The following is a 21,574-nucleotide window of genomic DNA, read 5'->3' as shown; positions in this document are numbered from 1 at the left end:
GACAACTAGACCTTGCCGAGCTTGCCCAGCTTGGCCTTAACCTTGCCCGCGAACTCCTTGGGGTCCTTGCGGGCCTGGTGCAGATACTTGTGGGCCGTGGCCAGGCGGTGGGGGTGGGGATTGTCCGGGCACTTGGGGTCGCACCAGCGGTAGTTGCCCTTCTTAATCATCTTCCGGAAGCGCCGCGCCTTGGGCCCGTCCAGGATCTCCGCGATGCCCTGCTCATAGGTGTTGCCCACGCTGACCCAGGTGTTGCAGCACAGGCGCACCTCGCCCTTTTCATCCACCACCACGTTGTTGAATGGCAGGGAGCAGTGGGCCGGGACCTTGGCCAGAGCCTCGGGGCCCGGGTCGTAGCCCACCCGCCGGGCGTAGACCTCCAGCCCCTCGGAGCGCACCCCGCTTTCGGCCAGGAGGTCGAAGGCCCGCTCCAGGATGGGGTGCAGCTCTTCCTTGGGCGGCAGGTGGCGGAAGGACAACAGGGGGTCAAAGCCGAAATTGATCTCCCCCACTCCCAGGCTGATCCCCAGGCGTAGAAAGTCGGCAATGTCCTTCACGTTGGCCGGGATGATGATCATGGACATGGCCACGCCCAGTTCGCCGCCCTGGTTGGCCTCCACCAGGCGGGAGATGTTGTTCACCACCTTGTGGAAATCGCCGTACTTGACCACGCGGCCATAAGACTCCTCGTGGGCCGCGTTCAGGGAGATGTTCACGTAGCGGCCCTGGTTGACCAGGGTAGCCAGCCAGAAGCGGTTCAGGTTGATGCCGTTGGTGGTAACCGCCACTTTGAGTTGGGGGAAGTCCCGGGCCAGAAGGCAGAACTCCTTGCAGTTGCGCATGACCGTGGGCTCGCCGCCTTGCAGCTTCACGGTCTTCACGTGGGAATAAAGCGGCTGCAAATGCTCGCGATAGATCTCGGCGGGCATGGCCAGGTCGCGCGAAAAGCTGGTCTGGTAGCACATCACGCAACGTACGTTGCAATGCACCCCCATGATCAAATGCAGCCGTTCCACTTTTAACGGGTTCATCGCTCGTCCGCCTTGTCCCTGCCTTTTAGTGCGAAGATTTTGTAGCCCCGATTTTGCCACACCGGCCTAAGTTGGGGGTCGGCCTCGGCCTGGGCCAGGCCGGGCTGCTTCTTGCCCCCGCCCAGAAAAATCCAGGCGTACTGCTTGCGCGCCGAGGCGCGCGCCGCCTCGGGCCGGTGCAGGATCAGCCAGCGCACCCCGCGCGCGGCCATGCGTTCCTCCTGCGGCCCCAGGGGCTGGTTCCAATAATACTTGTCCCCCACCTTGCCGGTGAACAGGGCCATGACCCGGGGCTCGGAGAAAAGGTAGGTCTCGCCGGGGAGGGCGTGTTCGCGCACCCAGGCGTAAAGCTCGCGGTCCGCCGGGCGCAGCACCACGTCGTCCTGGTAATTCCACAATAAGGCCGTGTTGCCCAGGTTCAGGGCCAGGCCGGCCATTAGCGCCAGGTTCACCCAATAGGCCGGGGAGCGCCCGCCGGGCTTGGCGCGTCCGGCGGCGAACTCGCTCAGGCCCTCCAGGAAGTAGATGACCAGGATGCCGATGGCCGGAGCGTAAAAGCGCGGGCCCTCCACAAAAGGCCATGCCAGGATCATCAGCAAATAGAGCACCAAATAGGCGTCCAGCACGTCCCAGCCGCCCGCGCGGCGGCGACGCCTGAGCCATCCCCAGGCGGACACGGCAATGAGGGGCAGGACCGCCAGGGCCTCCAGCGCGGCCAGCAGGGGCCATCCGCTGCGGTAGACCGGAATGAAGAAGGCCACCGCCTTGGCCACCTTGGCGGGCAAGCCCCGCACCACGGTGTCCAGCCAGTAGGCCGGGTTGTTCAAGAGCATGCTCAGGTAGCCGCCGGTGCCCGCAGCCATGAGCTTCTGCACCAGCACCGCGGCCACGGCGGCGGCGATGGTGAGCCCCGCCGCGCCCCAGGCTCGGCGCTGAAAAACCATGACCAACAAGGCCGCGCCCACCAGGGCCACCCCGGCCGAACGCAGGAGCAGCGAGACGAACAGGCAAGCCAGGAACAGGCTAAGCCACCCCGCCCGGCGGGGGCCCTCGTCCTGCCAGCGCAAAAAGGCCCACAGGGCCACTGAGGCCACGCAGGTGAAAGGCACGTCCGAGAGCACATCCTGCTTGAACAGGAAGAACCAAGGCACGAACAGCAGGAACAGGAAGAAGTAGATGTCCGTGGGCGAGCCCAGGCGGCGGCGGGCGATGGCCGCCAGGGCGGCGCAGGCCAGGGGCCAGAAGATCAGGTTCAGGCTCTTGAACAGCACCAGGTTCAGCCCGCCCCAGGCCAAAAGCGGGGCCAGCATGAGCGGGTAGCCGGGGGGGTAGTTGTGGAAGTGGACCTGGGGCAGGAAGATGCCCGCGTCATAGGGCTGGCCGCTGAGCAGGTTTTTGGCGTGGATGATGTACTGCGCGAAGTCGCCGCCCGCCGGATGCCCTCCGTGCAGGGTGGCGGCGTTGATCACCACGAACACCGCCAGCCCGGCCAGAGCCAACCAGTAGCGCCGCAAAGAGCCTTGCATCCGCCCGCCCTAAAAACCGCCGCCCGCGCGCGGGCTCGGGTGGCCTATGGGGGCGGACGGTTGGGACATGCCTCTCTCCTGTGGCGGGGGTATAGGCCTCCCCCTCCGGGGCGAGGCCTGTACCAATTGTAGGTCTGCCGGGCGGCTTAGTCCAGAAGGGCTATTCGTCGCGCAGGGCCAGGATGGGGTTGAGCCGGCTGGCCTGGCGAGCCGGGAAGTAGCCGAAGAACACCCCGATGGCGCTGGAGACTCCCACCCCCAGGGCCAGGCCCCAGCCGGAGACAAAGAAGATCCAACTGTTGATCTTGGAAAGCACGTAGGCCGTGCCAACCCCCAGGGCGATGCCTATGAGCCCTCCGGCCAGGCAGAGGATCACCGACTCCACCAGGAACTGGGCCTGGATGTCAATCTGCTCCGCGCCCAAAGCCCGGCGGATGCCGATCTCCTTGCGCCGCTCGGTGACCGCCACCAGCATCACGTTCATCACCCCGATGCCCCCCACCAATAGCGATATGCTGCCGATAGCCCCCAAGAGCAGGGTGAACAGCTGGCTCTGCTTGGCCATCTCCGCGATGAGCTGCTCGGCGGAGCGCACCTGGATGAGCATTCCCTGGTGGCGCTGCTCGAAAAAGCGCTTCACCGCCGCGATCACCCCGTGGCGCTCGGCCTGGGGGGCCAGGCGGGCCATGATCTCATTGACGTTGCGCGCCTTCTTGAAAAGGAAGCTGGTGTGCACCGGGATCATCATACCCGGGTTGATCTCATAGGGCCTCATGCCGCCCTCGGCCGCGCGCTCCAGCACGCCGATGATCTTGAAGCCGCGCTTCTTGAAAAACACCGTCTGGCCCACCGGGTCCGCGATGCCCAGCTTGGCCAGCTTGTCCGCCGCCGCCGCGCCCAGCACCCCGAAAAAGGCGTAGCCGTCAAGGTTGCTGACAAAGCGGCCCTTGCGGAGCTTGAGCTTGTTGATGTCCGCGAAGGCGCTGGTCACGCCCAACACCGGCATGTCCAGGGGATGGTCGGCGAACAGGGGCTGGCCCCAGGTGCTGGTGTAGGGGGCCACCACCTCCAGGCCCTGGACGTTGCGCGCCAGGTCCTTGGCGTCGGCCCAGCTCATGTTCTGCTGGCTCTGAGCCTTAGCGCCCCCTCCCCCGCCCTGTTTATCGCCCCAGCCCTTTTGCACGGTGACGATGTTGGTGCCCATCTGCTGAAACTGCTGCAAGGAGGTGAGCTGCACCATCTGGCCCACCGTTACCAAGGCGATCACCGAGCCGATGCCGATGACGATGCCGATGAGCGCCAGGATGGTGCGCTGCTTGGCCGCGGCCTGGCTGTTCAGGGCCTCGCGGACGATTTCGCTGAAGGGCATCATGGCGCTTACACCTCGGCCAGGCGGCCGTCGGCCATGCGCACCGTGCGGCGGCACTGCTGGCCCACCCGGGGGTCGTGGGTGACCATCACCGTGGTGATGTGCTCGTCGCGGTTCAGCTTGAGGAAGATGTCCATGATCTCCTGGCTCACCTGGGAGTCCAGGGCGCCGGTGGGCTCGTCGGCCAGGATGAGCGAGGGGCGCCCGGCCAGGGCGCGGGCGATGGCCACCCGCTGCTGCTGGCCGCCGGAAAGCTCGGGCGGGCGGTGGTTCATGCGGTCGCCCATGCCCACCCGGTCCAGCACCTCGCGGGCGCTCTTCTGGCGCTGGGCGCGGTCCTGGCCCCGATAGACCAAGGGCAGACACACGTTATCCAGGGCGGTGAGCCGGGGCAGCAGGTTGAACTGCTGGAACACGAAACCGATCTTTTGGTTGCGGATGTGGGCCAGCTGATTGTCGCCCAGGTGGCTGGCGTCCTGGTCCTCGAAATGATAGTCACCGCCGCTGGGGCTGTCCAAAAAGCCGATGATGTTCATCAGGGTGGACTTGCCGCCGCCGCTCTCGCCCATGATGGCCAAAAGCTCACCAGCCCCCACCTCCAGGTCCACCCCCTTGAGCACCTCCACGGCCATGTCGCCGATGTGGTAGGTCTTGGTGATGCCCTGGAGCTTGATCAGCGTCTCGGACAATCTTTAGTTCCCCGCCGTGCCCGAGGGGATGACCACCTTGTCGCCGGGCTTGAGCCCCGAGGTTATCTCCACCATGTCCGGGGTGGTGACGCCGGTCTTCACCGGGGTCTCCGTTTTTTTGCCGTCAGGCGTGGCCTTGGTGACCGCGTTACCGCCCTTGGAGCCGGGATGCACCGCGTTGATGGGCACCACCAGGGCCTTGGGCTTGGCGAATATCTCCACCTGCAAGTCCGCGCTCATGCCCAGGCGCAGCTTGCCTTGCTCGGCCTGGTCCAGCGTGTCGGTGACTATCTTGACCGTGAAGGTGGGCGGCCCGTCGCCGGTGCCCAGGCTGGCCTGGGAGCTCACCCCCTCGATGCGCCCCCGCAGGGACAGGCCGGGGAAGGCGTAGCTGGAGATGAGCACCTTCTGGCCGGTCTTGAGCTTGGCCACGTTGAGCTCGCCCACCTGGGTGGACACCGAGAGGCGCTCCAGATTGCCCAGGGCGGCCAGCACCTGCCCCCGAGTCACCTGATAGCCCACCTCCAACGCCTTGGTGTGCTTGCCCGCCTGGTCGCCGGTGGGCTTGATCATCACCCCCACCACCGGGGCGGTGATGCGGCTCTTGCTTATCTGGTCCTGGAGCTGGGCCAGCTTGGCCTCGGCGTTCTCCTTTTGCAGGCGGGCCACCACCAGGTTCTTCTTGCTGCCCTTGTCGATGGCCGCCTTGAGTTGGTCCTTGAGGGTGTCCAGGCTGATCTTCTGGTTCTTCACCTGCTCCTTGAGGGAGCGGTACTCGTCCAAGGGGATGATGCCCCGCTTGAACAGCATCCGCGACTCCTGGAGTTTCTGCTCGGTCACCTCCAGGTCGTTCTCCGCCTTGTTCAGGGAGCGCCTGGCCTGGAGCACGGTGTCGCTGTTTTTCCAGTCAGTGAGCTTGGAGTAGTTCTCCTGGGCCTTGATGGCCGCCACCCGGGCGTCGCGCAGCTTGAGCTCCAGTTCCGTGGTGTCCAGCTTGATCAGCGGGGCGCCCTTTTTCACCTTTTGGCCGTACTCGAAGCTGCGCTCCAAAACGCGCCCGGCAAAGGGGCTGAGCAGGTTAATGGTCTCAAAGGGCTGGATGCTGCCCGAGAGGCTGATGGAGGAGCTCAGCGGCCGCTCCCGCACGGTGTAGAGGCCGCTCTGGGCCTGGGCGGTATTGGCGCCGCCCAGGTCGCGCTCCACGTCGCTGACCAGGTGGGTGCGGGTCCAGACGTAAAATCCCACCCCGGTGAACAGCAAAATTACCGCCAGGGCGGCCCACAGGCGCATGCGCTTGGAGCGCTTGAGGGTCTGGGCCAGGCTCTTGATCTCCTGCTCGGCCCGAAGGGCCAGGCCCGCGATCTGCTCGCGCTGCTTTTGCTGGGCCTGGCGGGCGTCTTCCTGGCGGGTCACGTCCTGGAGCATCACCGCCAGCCCCCCGCCGGCCATGGGCTTGGTGTGCAGCGCCACCTGGCGGGGCTCGCCGCCGCCTTCCAGGGGCACCACCAGGCCGTCCAGGGAGGTGCCCTTGGCCTGGGCCGAGGCTATGGTCTTGAACAGCTCCTCGCCGCGGGCCAGGCGGTCGGCGAAAACCTGGGCGAACTCGACCCCGCGCGCCTGAGAGGGCTCCACTCCCAGCAGGGCGCCGGCATTGGGGTTGATGTGCTCCACCACTCCCCCGGGCCCCAGGCCCAGGACCGCCTGGGGCAGATCCTGCACCAGGTCAACGCAACTGGGCGCGGGATCAGCCATGCCTAATCGACTCCTCACGGTCCCGGGGGCTCATTTTTCCCACACTTTCTTTTCGGATGCCTTGCGCTGGGTCTTGAAGGCGATGCGCCAGGTGTTCAGGGTGGTGCCCAGAGTCTGGTCCAGGGCCACCAGGCTGTTGAGGTATTCCACCTTGGCGCTGAGCAGGGTCAACTCGGAGTTTGCCAGGTCCAGCTGGTAAGTTACCACCTGGAAGTTGGAGGAACGCCCGTAGCGCAGCTTTTCCTGTTCATTGGTCAATTGCTGCTGGGACAGGGCCAGCGCCTCCTGGGAGAGCTTGACCTGCTCCTTCTTGATGTTCAGGTCCCTGAGCCCGTTGTCCACGTTGATCAGGAGGTTTTCCTCCGCCTGCTTCAGGCTGTTTTTGGCCTTGAACAGGTTGGAGCGGGCCGAAAGCAGCTGTTGCTGGCGGCTCAGGCGGGGCTGGCCGTACACCGGCACGCTGAGATAGAGCCCAGCGCTCCAGTTGGACTCGTTGGTGTGCCCGCTCTGGTCGGAATCGTTGACCGTGCCGCTGTAGTTGACCATCAGGTTGAGGTCCCAGAGCATGTTGTTCTTGGCCAGGATCATGTCCTGCTTGCTGTTGTCCAGCATCAGCTTGGCTTGCAAATAGGCCGGCTGGTTGGCATAGGCCAGGGCCAGGGCCTGATCCATGCTGGGCAGGTCCTGGGGCAGATTGAAGCCCTCGGTGGGCAGCACCTTGGTGTTTTTGTTCATGTTGAGCACCCTGAGCAGCTCCAGACGGTTCTGCTGCAGGGAGTTGAGCGCCTGCTGATAGGCGATGCGTTGGTTGGCCAGGTTGGACTGGGACTGCACCAGGTCGCTCTTGGCCATGCGGCCGGCCGCGATGAGCGCCTTGTTCTCCTTCAGGAGCTGGTAGGCCCGTTTGAGCGAGCGCAGGGCGATCTTGACCTGCTCGGCCGACTCCAGGTAGGCGCGGTAATTGTAGATGGCCGTGGTGATGGTGCTGATCAGGGTGCCCTTGAGGCCCAGGATGTTCTGCTGCTCGGCAATGCGGGCCTGGCGCACCGAGGCCATGTTCACGTCGTAGCCCCCGCCCCTGAGCAGGGGCTGCTGGGCTTGTAAGCTCCAGGTGTTGGCGATGGAGTCGTCGGAGCTGTCCCAGCTGCCGCTGGTGTCGCCGGTGGTCTTGTTGAACTGCCAGGAGAAGGTGAACTGGGCTCCGGTGGGGATCCGCTGGCTAACCGTGGCCGAGGCGTTGACCTGAGTATCGTTGCTGTCGCTGGAGTCCTCGAACCCCTGCTGGTTTTCGTCGAAGTCCGAGCCGGTGCGTTGCACATTGGCGTCGAAGGTGACGTCGGGCTTGAACTTGTGCTCTGCCACCTCCAGGTTGAACTTCTGCACCACGCGGTCCAAATAGGCGTTCTTGATGTCCGTATTGCCCCGGACCGCCAGGAACACCGCCTCGGGCAGGCTCATGTCCATGGCCTTGCTCGTGCCACCGCCGGGCAGCATGGGCCGGGGCGGCTCTGCGGCCAAGGCCGGCGCGGCCAGGCACACCAGTGCACAGGCCCACCAAAGCGCCTTGGCCAGCTTATGCCCCAAATTAAGCCTCACTGCCTAGGTTGCGATCTGTCTTCCCAATCGGCCAAGGATTCTCACTTGGACAAAGGCGGTGGTTGCTGCCCCCGGCTGATGTACCACACGTCCTCGAAAGCCTCCACCGGAGCCGGGCCGCGCAAGGCCACCCCGGCCGCCACGAAGGCGGGGGTGCCGCCCAGGTTGAAGGCGCGCCCCTCGGCCGAATCTTCCTTGATGCGCTTGGCCAGGGCAGGGTCGGCCAAATCGCGGGCCAGGCGGGCCTGGTCCAGGTTCAGTTTGTTCACAATCTCCAGGGCCGCTTTGAGGCCCTTTTTGGATATTTCGTGCTGATGGTTGAACACCTGGGTGTAGAACTGCCAAGCCTTGCCCGGGTCCTGGCGGCCGATGGCCTCGAAATACAGGGCCAGCTGGCGCGAGAGGTCGCCCGAGGGCATGTGCTTGAGGATGAGCTGGAATTTGTCGGGGTCCTTCCGCAGAAGCTGCTCCACGATCCGGGCGCCCCGGGCGCAGGAGGGGCAGAGGAAGTCGCTGTACTCCACCACCAGGATGGGGGCCTTGGGCTCGCCCCGGCGGGGGCGGTCCGGCTCCAGCTTGGGCTTGAGGGGCTTGGCCAGGCTGGTCTTGATGTTGGCCCGCCAGGTGCGGCGCTGCTTGATGTCGCGGCCGTCCAGCACCATGTCGTAGAGGGCTTCCTTGTCGTGGGACAGGGCCTCCAGAATCACTTCGGGGTGGGCCTTGATGTAGTCCCTGATGGCCTGGTCGCCGGGCGCCTGGGCCCAGGCCGGCCCCAGGCCGGCAAGCAGGCACAGGGCCGCCAGCGCGGCCAGGCCTGAAAACATCCCTTTGAGCGGCATGGGCGCCAACCTCCTGTCCGATAAAACGATGTGTGGCCCCTCCGACCATGTAGATTGCCACAACGTTTAAGGATAAACAATAGTTGGCCAAAAAAAGGAGGAATCGGACGGGAGATTAGGGAAACGTCAGGCGCTGGGAGGGGCGGCGACCACCTGATCGCGGCCCAGGGTCTTGGCCTGGTAGTGGGCCTGGTCGGCCCGGCGCAGGAGCTGGTCCACCGACTCGCCGGGCTGGTAAGCGGCCACGCCGACGCTCACCGTGACCCTGAGGCCCGGGGCCACCAGGCTGAAGTCCAGGCCGCGCACCCGGCGGCGCAGGCGCTCGGCCACCATCAGGGCCCGGTCCTGGCCGGCCTGCACCAGCACGGCCACGAACTCCTCCCCGCCGAAGCGGGAGAAGTTGTCCACCTCCCGAAGCTCCCCGGCCATGGCCTTGGCCGCGGCCTGCAACACCACATCGCCGGCATGGTGGCCGTAGCGGTCGTTGACCTTCTTGAAGTGGTCCAGGTCCATATAGCACACCGCGAATTCGTACCCCCCGCGCTGGGCCAAGGCCAGGTGCCCGTCCAGGGCCTGCATTCCCCGGCGGCGGTTCCACACCCCGGTGAGCTCGTCGGTTATGGCCAGCTCCCGGATGCGCTCCAAGGCCCCGCCCAATTGGCGGTTTTGCCTAAGGTAGCGGCGGCGCAGGGCGCTGAGGCTGGTCCCCATCAGGGAAAAGCAGCTCAGGACCACCGAGAAGGTCAACCACTGCACGTACTCCACCCGGAGGTTGAGGATCTCGCTGTGGTTGCGGTTGAGGAAAAAGATCACCAGGCCGTAGCCCAGGATGGCCATGCCGCTGATGGACAGGAAGCCGGACAGCCGCAGGTGGAAGGCGCCGAAGATCATCACCAGCAGGTAGTACATCAAAACCGCCATGCGCAGCTGATAGACGAAGTACAGCGAAACCATCACCGTGATGGTGGCCCAGGCGATCTGGCCCAAGGTTAGGCTGGGGTCCCGGAAGCGGAGGTTGAAGCCGCTGATGATCATGATGGGCCAACAGATATTGACCAGCCAGAAGCTGCCGAAGAGCAGGAAGAACTCATTGGGGGTGGCCCGAAAGAAGTTCCACTTCCAGAGCACCCAGCACAGCAGGGTGTACACCGCGCCGGCGGCCAGGGCATAGAGGTTGCGCTTGAGGCGCAGCGCCTGGTTGGGATCTGCGAGCAGGGCTGGGGGCATGTGATGACCTGGCTTTTCGGCGAAAAGACCGGAGGCGGACCCCGGTTGCAAATGTCCCGCCTGGACCCTACCGGGCGATCAGGGCAGGTTTTGGTTTCTCCGGCCAGGTGTTGTTGTTGTACCACGGGTGCGCCCCCAATGGGGCGGCTCTGATTTCATTGCTCTACCGTGACCCCGCCGCGCGCCGGCGCGCTCTAATAGCCGAAGCGGCGTTCCAGGCGCAGACTCTGCCCGGGCTTCAGGTCCAGGTTCAAGGTTTCCTCGAAAGCAGCCACGGCCACGATCTTGGAGCCCTCGGAGTCGGGCACTTCCATATCGGCCTCCAGGCGCAGGAGCACCCGTTGCTTGCCCGGGGGCAGCAGGAAGGTGACCTCCTGGTTCAATTCCTTGGCCACCTGGTTGGGCTGCATCCCTCCGCCCAGGGGCGGATAAGGCATGCGGCCGCCGCTCGCCTGCTCCGCGTAGAGCCCCCAGAACCAGGTGGGGGTGGAGTCGTAGCGCCGGGCGGAGCGCACCTCGGCGGTGGACTTGGCCTGCACCTTGACCGTCACCTTGGCCGGGTTGGGGCCCGGGTCCAGGTAGGCGGGGGCGCAGGCCAGCACCAAGAGCAGGGACGCGGCCAAGAGCGGCAACACCAGCCGCCCGCGGCCCCAAAGAGAAGACAGCACGCCACGCGATGTTTTCATCACGCGATAATCCTCCGGTTGGTTGTTCAAGTAACTTGCCGGACCCTGCTTACATTCTCAGGGCAAAGCCCGGCGGGAGGCAAGGCATATAGGCAAGGAAGCCCGGCCGGGCCCACGAGGACCCGGCCGGGACGCGGCCCAAGAAGGGCTGGCGGCCTCAGGCGCAGCAGGCGGCGGCCGAGCCCAGGGCGGCGCACTGGGCGGCCTGGCTCGCGCCCAGGGCGGCCCGCGCTTGCCAGATGGTGGAGGCCAGGGGCACCATGTCCCCGAACTCCTGGTTCAGGCTCTGGGCTCCGTCGCACAGGGCCTTTTCCGGCTGGTGATGCACCTCCACAATCAGGCCGTCGGCCCCGGCGGCCAGCCCGGCCATGCCCAGGTCCACCACCAGCTCACGCACCCCGGTGCCGTGGCTGGGGTCCACGATCACCGGCAAATGGTAGTGGTGCTTGAGGTAGGAGACGTTGTTCAGGTTGAGCACGTTGCGGTGCACCCGGTCGGCGGTCTTGTCGCCGCGCTCGCAAAGAATCACCTCCTGGTTGCCCTCGTAGAGCCGAAGCGCGGCGCCCAACAACTCGTTGACGGACACGTGGTCGCCCCGCTTGAGCAGCACCGGCTTGGGATGGGGCACCTGGCTCAGGGCGTCCAGGAAGGTGTAGTTCAGGCAGTTGCGCGCCCCCACCTGCCAGATGTCGATGTCGTACTTCAGGAACAGGGGGATGTCGCGGGCGTCCATGATCTCCGAGACCACGGGCAGGCCGACCGCCTCGCGCGCCTCGGCCAGGAGCTTGAGCCCCTCCTCGCCCAGGCCCTGAAAGCTGCGGTGAATGGTGCGCGGCTTGAAGGCCCCGCCCCTGAGGATGTTGGCCCCGGCGGCGGCCACCAGCTCGGCGGTGCGGAAAAGCTGCTCCCGGCTCTCGATGGCGCAGGGCCCGGCGATGATGCTCAGGTCCTTGCCCACCCGATGCCCGTTCCTTAGCTCCACCACGGTGTCGTCCGGGTGGAACTGGCGGCTCAGCTCCTTGAAGGGGTCGGAGATGCGGTGCACGGTGAGCACGTAGTCCAGGGCCTGGTACTTGTCCAGGTTCAGCTTGCTGGCGTCCCCCTTGATGCCCACCAAGGTGTAGGTGTCGCCGGAGAAGATGTCCAGCCGCTCCCGGGGAACCCCGTCCCCGGCCAGTTGGGAGACCAGTTTTTCCAGTCCGCCGCTTCTCGCGCTTGCCTTCAATTGGATGATCATTGGTTGCTTCCTTTTCCTTGGCCGTTTGGGGCCGGGCCGTAATTGGCCCAAAATAAAAAACCCACCGTCCGGGGGACGGTGGGCTGTGGTGCCTGGTATTGGTTCAGGTGCTAGGCCTGGGGCGCTCCACGCTTGCTCACCGTCCGGGTGACGGGGGCGTAATAATAATAATAGAGATACGAGGCACAGCGGGACGCCGCGCCCTGGTTGGCGCTGCTAAGTGCAAATTGTCCCCGCAAGTGAATCATGTCTCTCCGCCGCGTGAGCGTGGCCTTCTGTATACAGGAGGAATCATAGCCCCAAACAGCGCCAACCGCAAGGCCAAAGGCCGCAGCCTAGGGACGCTCTCTGGCCATTCATTTGAAAACCCCTCCCTGCTTGGACATGACTTCATAAAGCAAGGCCAGAAGCGGGATGAATATGGAGCCTATGAGGCTAAGCAACTCTGCCAGGCCCGAGGGGAAAACGGTCTTGCTGTTGAGCACTGCCTGCACCCCGAACAAGTCGTGGAGCTTGTCTATGTTCTCCTTGGTGGGGTCTTCGGTGACTGCCGTAAAGTAGCGCTCTATCTGAACCACCAGCTTGCTGAGGTGGGAGCGCTTGATCTCCACCAGCGCCTTGTGGATGTTGCGTTGCGGCACGATGAAGTAGCCCAGGATGAAAATCCCGAAGAACACCAACAGAAAAAGCTGGTGGCCATCAAGCTGGGTCTTGCAGAAATAGATAATGGACAGCCCCAACAAGTACAGGCCCGCGCCCACCAGGGATACCTTGAACATGACCGAGGAGGCCGCTCGCAATACGCTGGTGCGGGTATCGAAAATGGAAGGTCTTATCCTCACGGCCCTGCCCAGAGACCAGAACATGCGCGCGATGCACAGCATGACCCACAGGGTGGAGCCGGACATGAAGCTCATTATGAAGAGCAGCAGGTAAGTGTAAATGATGGTGCTCAGGTGCTCCAGGTGAAAGGATTCGACCGTGGCGTAGTTGGAACGGGCCAGGAGCAGCATCATTGCCAGGGCGCACCAGATGTTTTTGGAGGACCAGAACATCCGATCGTACCAAAGCGAAATCCAGGCGTTGGCCACCTCCTTTTTCTCTTCCAGGAGGCTGGGCCAGGTGTCCGCCGCCTCGTCCACCAGCATCTCGAAGAACACCACCGCGTTGGCCAGCCCGGCGATGAGTATGCACAGGATGCCATAAAGGCGAATGAGCTTTTCGTTGATCGGCTCCTGATAGGCCAGAGCCAAGGCAACCCCGAATAAAATGGCGGCGATAAACAACCAAGGCCAGGGGAAAGGCAGGCCCACCAACTCCTGGGTCTTGGTTTGCCAGGCGTCGGGAACGTTCCTGTGCTGGATCGTCCCCGCCTCCAGACACCTCTTTGCTTCCTTTTCCATGATCACCCCCTCGGGGCATGGGTGCCCCTCACGGTCACAATCACGGACCTTTGTGGCCGGGTGCGCCACGGCTGGGCGGCCAGCCCCCCTTGGAGGCGCCCCCGATAGGATGCAAATTAGTTTTTCTAATTAAATCAAATGGTATCCCGAACTGACCGTCCGGGTCAATGCCTTGGTGCGAGGGTGGGCGGCCCCAAGAGGAGCCGCCCGAGCCCTACTCTTCCAACGAGAAGTGCTTGTCCATGATGATCTTGAGGATGGTGCGGTCGGTCTCCACCATGCCCTGGGTGCTCAGCGCGCCCAGGTTCTCGGAGGTCTTTTCCATGGTGAGGCCCATGATGCCCTGGATGGGGTCCACTTCCACGCCGTGCAAAGAGAACAGGGCCGCCTGCACCGCCGAGCCGGCGGCGGTGGCCAGCTTGATGGCGCAGCCGGTCTTGGCCCCGTCGCAGATCACCCCGGCCAGGTCGCCGGTGAGTATCTTGATGGCCGCGGCGATGTGCTTGGTCTGGCCGCCGAGCATGTAGGTGACCGCGCTGGTGGCCCCGGCCCCGGCGGCCACCGAGCAGCCGCACACCGCCGAGAGGCGGCCGGTGAAGGCCTTGATGTAGGCGGTGATCACGTGGCTGAAGCCCATGGCCTCCAACAAGGTGCGCTCATCGCAGTTGATGAACTCCTTGACCGCCACCAGGGGCAGGATGGCGGTGAGGCCGTGGTTGCCGCTGCCCGCCGAGGACATGGCGGGCAGCTTGATGCCGGCCATGCGCGCGTCGGCCGCGGCCGAGGTAAGAATGCGGGCGGCCAGGGCCATGTCTCGCTTCAAGAGCCCCTGGCGCACGATGCGCTCCAGGGTGCGCCCGATGGCCAAGCCGGGGCCGTGCTTGAGCCCGTAGTTGGCCAGGCGCAGGTTGTGCTCCATGCCCTGCTTGAGGAAATCCAGGTCCTCCTGGTCCAAGCCCTCCACCAGGGCCAGGAGCTGCTCCAAGCTCTGGCCGCGCAGCCAGTCCTCCAACTCGGCCATGGGGCTGACCCCGCCCACGCCCTGGGGCGAAAGCAGGGCGTGGTTTTCCAGCTTTTCGTCATCCAGCCACAGGCCCACGATGTTGTCGTGCAGGTGGGTGATGAGCGAACGGGCCTCGTGGCCGTCCGCGCGCACCGTGGTCTCGATGCGCAGGCCGCCGGGGTCCAGCACCTTGAGCTTGACCCGCTTCTCTTCCAGGAACTTCTGCACCCGCTCCAGGTCGGGCTCGCTCACCGGGGCCAGCACCTCCAGGCCCATGTGGGGGTTACCCGCCAGGGCGCCCAAGGCGGCGGCGGTGTCCAGGCCGGTGGCGCCGTTGGAGCCCGGAATGGAGATGGCCAGGCCGTTTTTATAGACATTGGGGTCCAGGGAAACCTCGATGGACTCGACCTCGCCGCCGGGCAACAGCGAAGCTGCCGCCGCCGCGCCCAAGGCCACGGCCACCGGCTCGGTGCAGCCCAAGGCCGGGGCCACTTCCAAGCGCAGAACATCTTTAATGGTGTAAGCCATTTTTTGCTAACTCCCAAACACCAGGCAGTCCCCTCCCCGGCCGGCCAAGGCCGGGGCGTGGCGTCCCGGCGTGGGCCGGGCCGCGAGGGGCATGTACGAGCAGGCGGGCGCGGGCCCGCCGGGCCGGGGATCAGGCGAACCAGGCCTGGATGGCCGGGACCACCGCCCTCAGGTTCTCCTCGGGCACGTGGCGGTTGGCCGTGCAGCCGGGCCCCACGATGATGCCCTTGCCCTGGGTCTCGTCCAGGCACTGGCGCACCTGGGCGGCCACGTCCTCCGGGGTGCCCTCGGGCAGCACCTGGCGCTGGTCCAGCCCGCCCCACAGGGCCTGCTTGACCACGCCCCGCGCCTCGCTCAGGCTGGGGTTGCGCGGGTTGGTGGACTCGTAGGAGATCACCTCCACCGGGTAGTCGGCGAAGACCTTGAGCATGATGTTGTCGCGGCATACGTGCTGCACGTTCAAGACCGCGCCCTCCTCGCGGGCGGCCTCGTACACCTTGAGGTCGTATTGCTTGCCGAACTCCTCGTAGGACTCCTCGTCAAAGAAGTCGTAGGTCCACACCGTGCTGGTCATGAACACCCCGTGGGCCCCGTTCCGGATGATGTGGCGGGTGAAGTCCACCAGGGTGTCGGTGATGGTGGCCAGCCCCTTATGCACCGCGTCGGGATCCTGGGCGATCATGTCCTTCATGGGCTTGGCCTCGTCCGGGTTGCCGAATACCGCGCCCATCATGCGGTTGGCGATGCTAAGGGGGTTGAACAGGCTCATCACGAAGAAGGCCTCGTCCTTGAGCCCCTCCTTGACCCACTGAACCGCCTTGAGCTGCTCGGCAAAGGGGCCGAAGTCCCCCGCCAGGGGCGGCAGCTTGGCCAGGTCGGCCGGGGTCTTGAGGAAAGGTTCGGTGAGCATGGGCATCCCATTGGGATCGGCCGGGTTCCAGGTGTAGTCCGCGCCCCAGGCCTCGCCGTAATAGGAAGGCCGGGCCATGAGCTTGATGAAATCCCAGTCATAGAGCCAGTACTCAGTGAGCATACGGCCGGTGATGGCCTCGGGGGAGCGCTCGGTGTGGGCCATGTGGTTGAAGTAGCAGGCCGGGGCCCGGTCCACCTCTTGGCCAGCCACCGTGGCCAGCACGCGCTCTTTCTTGTTCATTTGGTCCATGGGACTATCCAATCTTGGCCCCGGGCCTAGGCCCGGCCGCCGGCGGTCCCCGGGTTCAGCGGGGCCTTGCGGTTTTTATCGAAGAAGTACCAAAGCACCAGGCCCATGCCCAACAGGGCGATGCCGAAGAGGTCGGTCTTGATGGAGGGCACGCCCAGCATGACGCCGCCCGCGAAGACGAAGACCCTGACCAGGTAGTTGACCCGGCCCAGCCCGAACAAATAGCCCTCCAGGGCCCCGCCGAGGCAGGCCACTCCCACCAGGCAGGAGAGGAACGAGAGCAGGACCTCGTGCCAGGGACCTTTCCAGATCAGGGCGGGGTTGAGCACGAAGAAGAAGGGCAGCAAATACTTGGCCACCCCCAGGCGCATGGCCTGCAAGGCGGTCTTCATGGGGCTGGAGCCGGCCACCGTGGCCGCGGCAAAGGCGCCCATGGCCACCGGCGGGGTGATGTAGGAAGCCATGCCCCAGTAGAGCACGAACAAATGCACCGCCAGAGGCTCGAAGCCCATGTTGATCAGGGCCGGGGCCATGACGATGGCCAGGAAGATGTAGCAGGCGGTGATGGACATGCCCATGCCCAGGATGAAGCTGGAGAAGGCGCCCAGCACCAGAATCAAAAAGGCGTTGTCGCCAGCAAAGGACACCACCTCCGAGGCGAAGGAGGTGGCCACGCCGGTGAAGACCATGGCTCCCACGATGAGGCCGCAGGCGGCCAGGATCGCGGTGATCTCGGCCATGAACTTAGCGGTGCCTTCGATGAAGTCCAGGAACTTGGTCCAGTTCAGGCGGGTCTCCTTGCGGAAGCTGGAGACCGCGATCAACACCGCGGTGGCCACCCAGGCGGCCTGGGCCTCCATGGACATGGCCACCACCATGTAGATGAGGATGAAGATGGCCAGCAGATACTGCCAGCCGGTTTTCATCACCGACCAGAAGGGCGGACACTCGCTCTTGGCCTGCCCCCTGATGCCGTGCAGGGCGGCGTAGGCGTCGGCCTGGAACAAGAGGCAGGAGAAGTAGAGGATCGAGGGGATGATCGCCGCCATGATGATGGTCAGGTAGGGCACTTGCAGCATCTCGGCCATGACGAAGGCGGTGGCTCCCATGACCGGGGGCATCATGGTGCCGCCGGCCGAGGCGCAGGCCTCCACCGCGCCGGCAAAGTAGGCGGGGTAGCCCGAGCGCTTCATGGCCGGGATGGTGAAGGAGCCGGTGGAGAGCACGTTGGAGATCACCGAGCCGCTGATGGAGCCCATCAAGGCGCTGGAGAGGATGCTCACCTTGGCCGCCCCGCCGCGCACCGTGCCCAACATGCTCTGGGCGATGTCCAGGAAGAAGTTGCCCGCTCCGGTGTGCATCAGGGCCACGGCGAAGATCATGTACCCGATGAGGATGGAGCCGGTGGTGCGCATGGGGATGCCGATGATGCTCTCGGGGCCCATGACGTGGAAGGTGACCACTCGCCAGAAGCCGTAGCCCTTGCCGTGCAGGAACGAGGGCATGTAGTTGGCGTAGAGGGCATAGGAGGCGAAGAAGATGATCACGATGAAAAAGGCCATGCCGCTGGCCCGCCGGGCCGCCTCCAGCACCGAGAGCAGGATGATCAGGCAGGCGATCTTGGCCGGCCAGGGGGCCAGGATCTCCCAGCCCATGGTGCGCATCTCCATGGCGTTGGCAAAGCAATACATGCCCGAGACCAGGATGGCCAGAGAGATAAGATAGTCGTACCAAGGCACCCGGGCCACGGCCTTGGCGGTCTTCACCGGCGGGAACAGCAAATAGACCAGGGGCAGGTACAACGCCAGCAGGAAATAGAGGTATCCGTTGCTGGGGAAGGTCCAGCCGTCGATGCTGAAGTAAAAATTGTAAAAAATGGCCGAGGCCATGGCCAAGACCGAGGCAAAAAGCATGTATGCCCGGACCAGGCCCTTCAGGGGCCGGTATTTGGGGACCATGGAGGCGGCAAGCTCAGTGGACATCACGTCTCCCGAAGCATACTGGGGCCGGGGTGAACAGTTCGGTCCGGGGCGGCGGACCAAGCGCCCGCCGCCCCGGGGATGGTTTTAACGGTACAGGTTCGCGGCGAGGAGCATTTCCTTCCACAGCTTGCCGAACTCGGGGCTGCCGACCTTGACGCCCTTCTTGTCGGCCTTGGCGGTGGCCTCTTTCCACAGGACCAGGCGAGCGGCCTCGTTCTTCAGCTGGGTCTGCTGGAACTTCTCATGCTCGGGGGTCCACACGCCCTTTTCCTTGAGCAGCTTGATCAGGCCGGGGTGGAAGGGGAAGATGAGGGTGTTCAGGTCCGCGGCGGACTTGTGGCTCCAGTCGGCCAGGCGGGGGTGCTTGTCCTTGTACAGGTCGTAGCTCTCCCAGATGCCCTTGGCGTACTGGTAGACCGTCTCCTCGTCGATGTTGTCGTAGCTCCAGAAGAAGGCGGCGTACTTGAGCGCGGTGAAGGGCTTCACGCCCTTGTCCATGCCCGCGTAGACCTTGGGGGTGCCGTAGCCGGCCCAGGGAGCGAAGCCCCACAGGCGCTGCCAGGCGGCCTTGTCGTTGGGGTCCAGGTTCATCCAGGCGATGCCGCCGGGCTTGGCCGCGCACTCACGCACGTAGCCGCTGGTGGTGCTGCTCACGAACAGGTCCAGCGAGCCCTGGATCACCGCCTTGCAGGCCGGGCCGTAACCGGACATGTTGACCGTCTTGACCTGGGCCATGTCGTAGCCGCCGAAGGCCACGGCGCCCTGGAGCAGCCAGTTGAGGGTGGGCGAGCCGGGCACCTGGGCCACGCGCATGCCCTTGACCTGGGTCAGGTTGCTCAGGCCGGAATCGCCCCGGCTCCAGAAGGCGGTGTAGTAGGCGCCGCCCCGCCAGGCGATGCGCAGCTTCTGGGGGCCCCACTGCGGGTTAGAGAACATGCCCGCGCCGCGGGTGCCCAGCCAGCCGGTGGAGGCCGCCGCGATGAACATCTGGGCCTCGCCGGTCTTCACCGGCAGCATGCGGCCGGTGTCGTTGCTGGAAGGAATGATATTGGTCTTGATGCCGCTCTTCTGCTTGACCGCGTTAGCCACGGCGGAGCTCATGGAATAGAACATGGAGCCCACGCCCCAGGACACCAGGGACACTTCCTTGGGCTTGGCGGCGGTGGCGACCGTAGCCGACAAGGCGAAGACGGCCGCGGCGGCCAAAACGGTGAACGACTTGAGCGATAGCCTCATACTAAACCTCCACAATGAAATAGGCTGTGCACACGGTTTGGGTCAAATCGGTTGAGAGCCCTTGTCCGCGAAAGGGCGGCGGGGTGCTCCCTCGCCGCCCCCCCGGTGGTGACTCACTACTCGGCATCCATAGCCGTTCCATGCGCGTTTGGCCAGACAAATCGGCTTCATATGCGCGCCGGGAGCCTTTATCTCGCGGGGTGAACCGCCACGGCCCCCGTCTGAGCACCGATTGATCACGGCTTAATCAAACATGGATACATACATAATTCAATTTAATTTAAAGTGTCAAGCCAAATCGTACGGCTCTTAGTACGTTTTTCCATGATTTTACTTTGACAGCGTAAAATGGCCTTACATAATTGAAACATCGTTATTTTTCGCTATCTATTACGCCGGGCGCATACCTTGCTAACCAATCTCCCTGTTTTCATAAGGGTATTATTTTGCTCAAAACCCGGTGGCCTCCATATACGGGCCGGCCAGGTATATTCTTGCCTTTTGCGACGAGTTAGATTAAATTGGGATGCAATTGTGATCAACTATTGATATCCACGGCGTGCAATAGAGATCACGTTGGAGGCGGGGGCCGGCCGAGGCAGGCTTGAGGCCCGGAAGATCGAGGGAGGGGTCATGGCCAAGGAATACGAAAAGCTCTACGAGGAGCTGAAAAAGCGCATCATCTGGCTGGACCTGGAGCCGGAGAGCGTGATCAGCGTGAGCCATATCGCCCAGGAGTTCAAGGTGAGCCGCACCCCGGTCAAGGAGGCGCTCATTCTCCTGCAAGCCGAGGACTGGGTGGTGCGCCAGGGCAGCTCGTTCCTGGTAACCCCGCTGAGCCTGGACCGCCTGCGCGAGCTGACCGACATCCGCCTGGTCTTGGAGATGCAGGCCAACGTATGGGCCTGCAAGCGCATGTCCCGCCAGCAGGTGGAGCGCCTCATCGCCATGAAAAAGACCTTCAAGGAGTGCAAGCCGGGCACGGCCAAGCAAAAGATGGTGGAGATCGACTCCCAGGTTCACCAGGAGATATTCAAGGCGGCCAACAACCACCAGCTCGCCGTGCTCCTGGAGCGCCTGCTCACCCATTATCTGCGCTTCTGGCTATCCATCCACCGCGAGATCGAGCCCCAGAGCTTCTTCTGCGAGATGGAGGAGATCATCGACGCCATCGACGCCCGCGACGAACAAAGCGTGGCCCGCCTGACCAAGCGGCACATACTCATCTCGGTGCGCGAGATCATCCAGGGCTTCTGGGGCGAGAACACCTTTGACATGCTGGGCTTCCCCGGCCTCTCGCCCAAGCCCTAGTGGCCTAGGGCAGACGCCCGCCCTGCCCTCACCCGCCCAGAGCAAGAGAGATCGCGCCCATGCGGCGCAACCTCCACAGAAAACCTCGGTTGCCGCATAATCTAAAATATAGTGGCGCGGTTTACCCTTTCCCCCATCGACAAGGACACGCGCGGGGGCCAAGTTGAGGCGGCATATGGAGCAATGGTTGCTTTCGCGGGAGATTCTGTTTCAAGAGCGCAGGGTGCGTTACGACATAACCGGCCAAGGCCCGCCTCTGGTAATGGTGCACGGCACCCCCTGGTCTTCCTTTAACCTCCGTCACCTGATCAAGCTTCTGTCCGCGGATTTCACGGTCTATTACTACGACCTCCTGGGATACGGGCAATCGGACCGAGGGCCCGGCGATGTGTCCTTGGGGGTGCAGAATCAGGTGCTATGCCGCCTGTTGGACCACTGGCAATTGGAAAGCCCCCTTGCGGTCGGCCACGACTTTGGCGGGGCCACTTTACTCAGAACCCACCTTTTGAACCAACGCGGCTTTGCCAAGATGGTGCTCATCGATCCGGTGGCCCTGGCGCCCTGGGGTTCGCCCTTTTTCCTGCATGTCCGTCAGCACGAGGCGGCCTTTGCCGGCCTGCCGGACTACATCCATGAGGCGGTGGTCCGCGCTTATGTGCAAACCGCCGCCTTTCAGCCCCTGGATCAGGCTGTGCTGGAAAGAACAGTGCAGCCCTGGCTTGGCGAGGAGGGAAGGACGGCCTTTTACCGCCAGATCGCCCAGGCCGACCAGGCCTACACCGATGAGGTGGAGCCGCTCTATTCTCGAATCAAAATGCCGGTGTTGATCTTGTGGGGCGCGGAGGACGCCTGGATACCCCAGGCCAAGGGGCAACAGCTGCACGAGGCCATACCGGACTCGCTTCTCGAGATCATCCCTGGCTCGGGGCACCTGGTAATCGAGGAAAAGCCCCGGGAGCTGATGGCACACATCAGCGCCTTTCTGCGGGCATAGGGG

At 64.2% G+C, this 21,574-nt stretch carries 17 protein-coding genes; 2 read left to right on the top strand and 15 right to left on the bottom strand.

Going from position 1 to position 21,574, the window contains the following annotated elements; genetic code table 11:
• Positions 1 to 5: 5 nt before the first annotated feature.
• From KQH53_16905 to KQH53_16835, 15 genes are all read right to left on the bottom strand, one after another.
• A complete protein-coding gene (locus KQH53_16905) occupies positions 6 to 1,031 on the bottom strand; it encodes a radical SAM protein (protein ID MCB2228361.1) in 1,026 nt (341 codons plus the stop codon).
• Positions 1,028 to 2,557 (bottom strand): hypothetical protein, encoded by a 1,530-nt coding sequence (locus tag KQH53_16900; protein ID MCB2228360.1) that lies wholly within the window; start codon positions 2,555 to 2,557, stop codon positions 1,028 to 1,030. Before KQH53_16900 ends, KQH53_16905 begins: the two co-directional genes overlap by 4 nt.
• 160 nt (positions 2,558 to 2,717) lie before the next feature.
• Positions 2,718 to 3,929, bottom strand: a complete 1,212-nt coding sequence (locus KQH53_16895) for an ABC transporter permease (protein MCB2228359.1) — start codon at positions 3,927 to 3,929, stop codon at positions 2,718 to 2,720.
• Positions 3,930 to 3,934: 5 nt separating this feature from the next.
• On the bottom strand, positions 3,935 to 4,558 hold the full coding sequence (locus KQH53_16890; protein MCB2228358.1) for an ABC transporter ATP-binding protein: 624 nt from the start codon (positions 4,556 to 4,558) through the stop codon (positions 3,935 to 3,937).
• 60 nt (positions 4,559 to 4,618) lie between these two features.
• A complete protein-coding gene (locus KQH53_16885) occupies positions 4,619 to 6,367 on the bottom strand; it encodes an HlyD family efflux transporter periplasmic adaptor subunit (GenBank protein ID MCB2228357.1) in 1,749 nt (582 codons plus the stop codon).
• 30 nt (positions 6,368 to 6,397) lie between these two features.
• Positions 6,398 to 7,951 (bottom strand): TolC family protein, encoded by a 1,554-nt coding sequence (locus KQH53_16880; protein MCB2228356.1) that lies wholly within the window; start codon positions 7,949 to 7,951, stop codon positions 6,398 to 6,400.
• A gap of 53 nt (positions 7,952 to 8,004) precedes the next feature.
• A complete protein-coding gene (locus KQH53_16875; GenBank protein MCB2228355.1) occupies positions 8,005 to 8,802 on the bottom strand; it encodes a thioredoxin domain-containing protein in 798 nt (265 codons plus the stop codon).
• Positions 8,803 to 8,928: 126 nt separating this feature from the next.
• Positions 8,929 to 10,029, bottom strand: coding sequence for a GGDEF domain-containing protein (locus KQH53_16870; protein ID MCB2228354.1), 1,101 nt, complete (start codon positions 10,027 to 10,029; stop codon positions 8,929 to 8,931).
• A 194-nt stretch (positions 10,030 to 10,223) separates the two neighbouring features.
• The gene (locus KQH53_16865; protein MCB2228353.1) at positions 10,224 to 10,715 is read right to left on the bottom strand and encodes a hypothetical protein; all 492 of its coding nucleotides are present in this window, start codon (positions 10,713 to 10,715) and stop codon (positions 10,224 to 10,226) included.
• Positions 10,716 to 10,872: 157 nt separating this feature from the next.
• Entirely contained in the window at positions 10,873 to 11,952 is a 1,080-nt protein-coding gene (aroF, locus tag KQH53_16860; protein MCB2228352.1) for a 3-deoxy-7-phosphoheptulonate synthase, read from the bottom strand.
• A 356-nt stretch (positions 11,953 to 12,308) separates the two neighbouring features.
• A complete protein-coding gene (locus tag KQH53_16855) occupies positions 12,309 to 13,355 on the bottom strand; it encodes a hypothetical protein (protein MCB2228351.1) in 1,047 nt (348 codons plus the stop codon).
• A 214-nt stretch (positions 13,356 to 13,569) separates the two neighbouring features.
• Positions 13,570 to 14,886: an L-serine ammonia-lyase, iron-sulfur-dependent, subunit alpha gene (locus tag KQH53_16850; protein ID MCB2228350.1), complete on the bottom strand. Its 1,317-nt coding sequence runs from the start codon at positions 14,884 to 14,886 to the stop codon at positions 13,570 to 13,572.
• A 130-nt stretch (positions 14,887 to 15,016) separates the two neighbouring features.
• Positions 15,017 to 16,048, bottom strand: a complete 1,032-nt coding sequence (locus KQH53_16845; GenBank protein MCB2228349.1) for a hypothetical protein — start codon at positions 16,046 to 16,048, stop codon at positions 15,017 to 15,019.
• A gap of 26 nt (positions 16,049 to 16,074) precedes the next feature.
• Complete coding sequence (locus KQH53_16840; protein ID MCB2228348.1) at positions 16,075 to 18,030, bottom strand: TRAP transporter fused permease subunit; 1,956 nt, start codon at positions 18,028 to 18,030, stop codon at positions 16,075 to 16,077.
• Positions 18,031 to 18,114: 84 nt separating this feature from the next.
• Complete coding sequence (locus KQH53_16835) at positions 18,115 to 19,266, bottom strand: TAXI family TRAP transporter solute-binding subunit (GenBank protein MCB2228347.1); 1,152 nt, start codon at positions 19,264 to 19,266, stop codon at positions 18,115 to 18,117.
• A 633-nt stretch (positions 19,267 to 19,899) separates the two neighbouring features.
• On the opposite strand from KQH53_16835, the gene KQH53_16830 reads away from it, so the two are divergent.
• Together KQH53_16830 and KQH53_16825 are read left to right on the top strand one after the other, a co-directional pair.
• A complete protein-coding gene (locus KQH53_16830) occupies positions 19,900 to 20,577 on the top strand; it encodes a GntR family transcriptional regulator (GenBank protein ID MCB2228346.1) in 678 nt (225 codons plus the stop codon).
• A 175-nt stretch (positions 20,578 to 20,752) separates the two neighbouring features.
• Positions 20,753 to 21,571: an alpha/beta hydrolase gene (locus KQH53_16825; GenBank protein ID MCB2228345.1), complete on the top strand. Its 819-nt coding sequence runs from the start codon at positions 20,753 to 20,755 to the stop codon at positions 21,569 to 21,571.
• Positions 21,572 to 21,574: the final 3 nt, after the last annotated feature.

It is taken from the genome of Desulfarculaceae bacterium (assembly GCA_020444545.1).
Lineage (GTDB): Bacteria > Desulfobacterota > Desulfarculia > Desulfarculales > Desulfarculaceae > Desulfoferula.
Note: the sequence above shows the minus strand (reverse complement) of the source record. Positions and strands in the feature narration are given on the sequence as shown.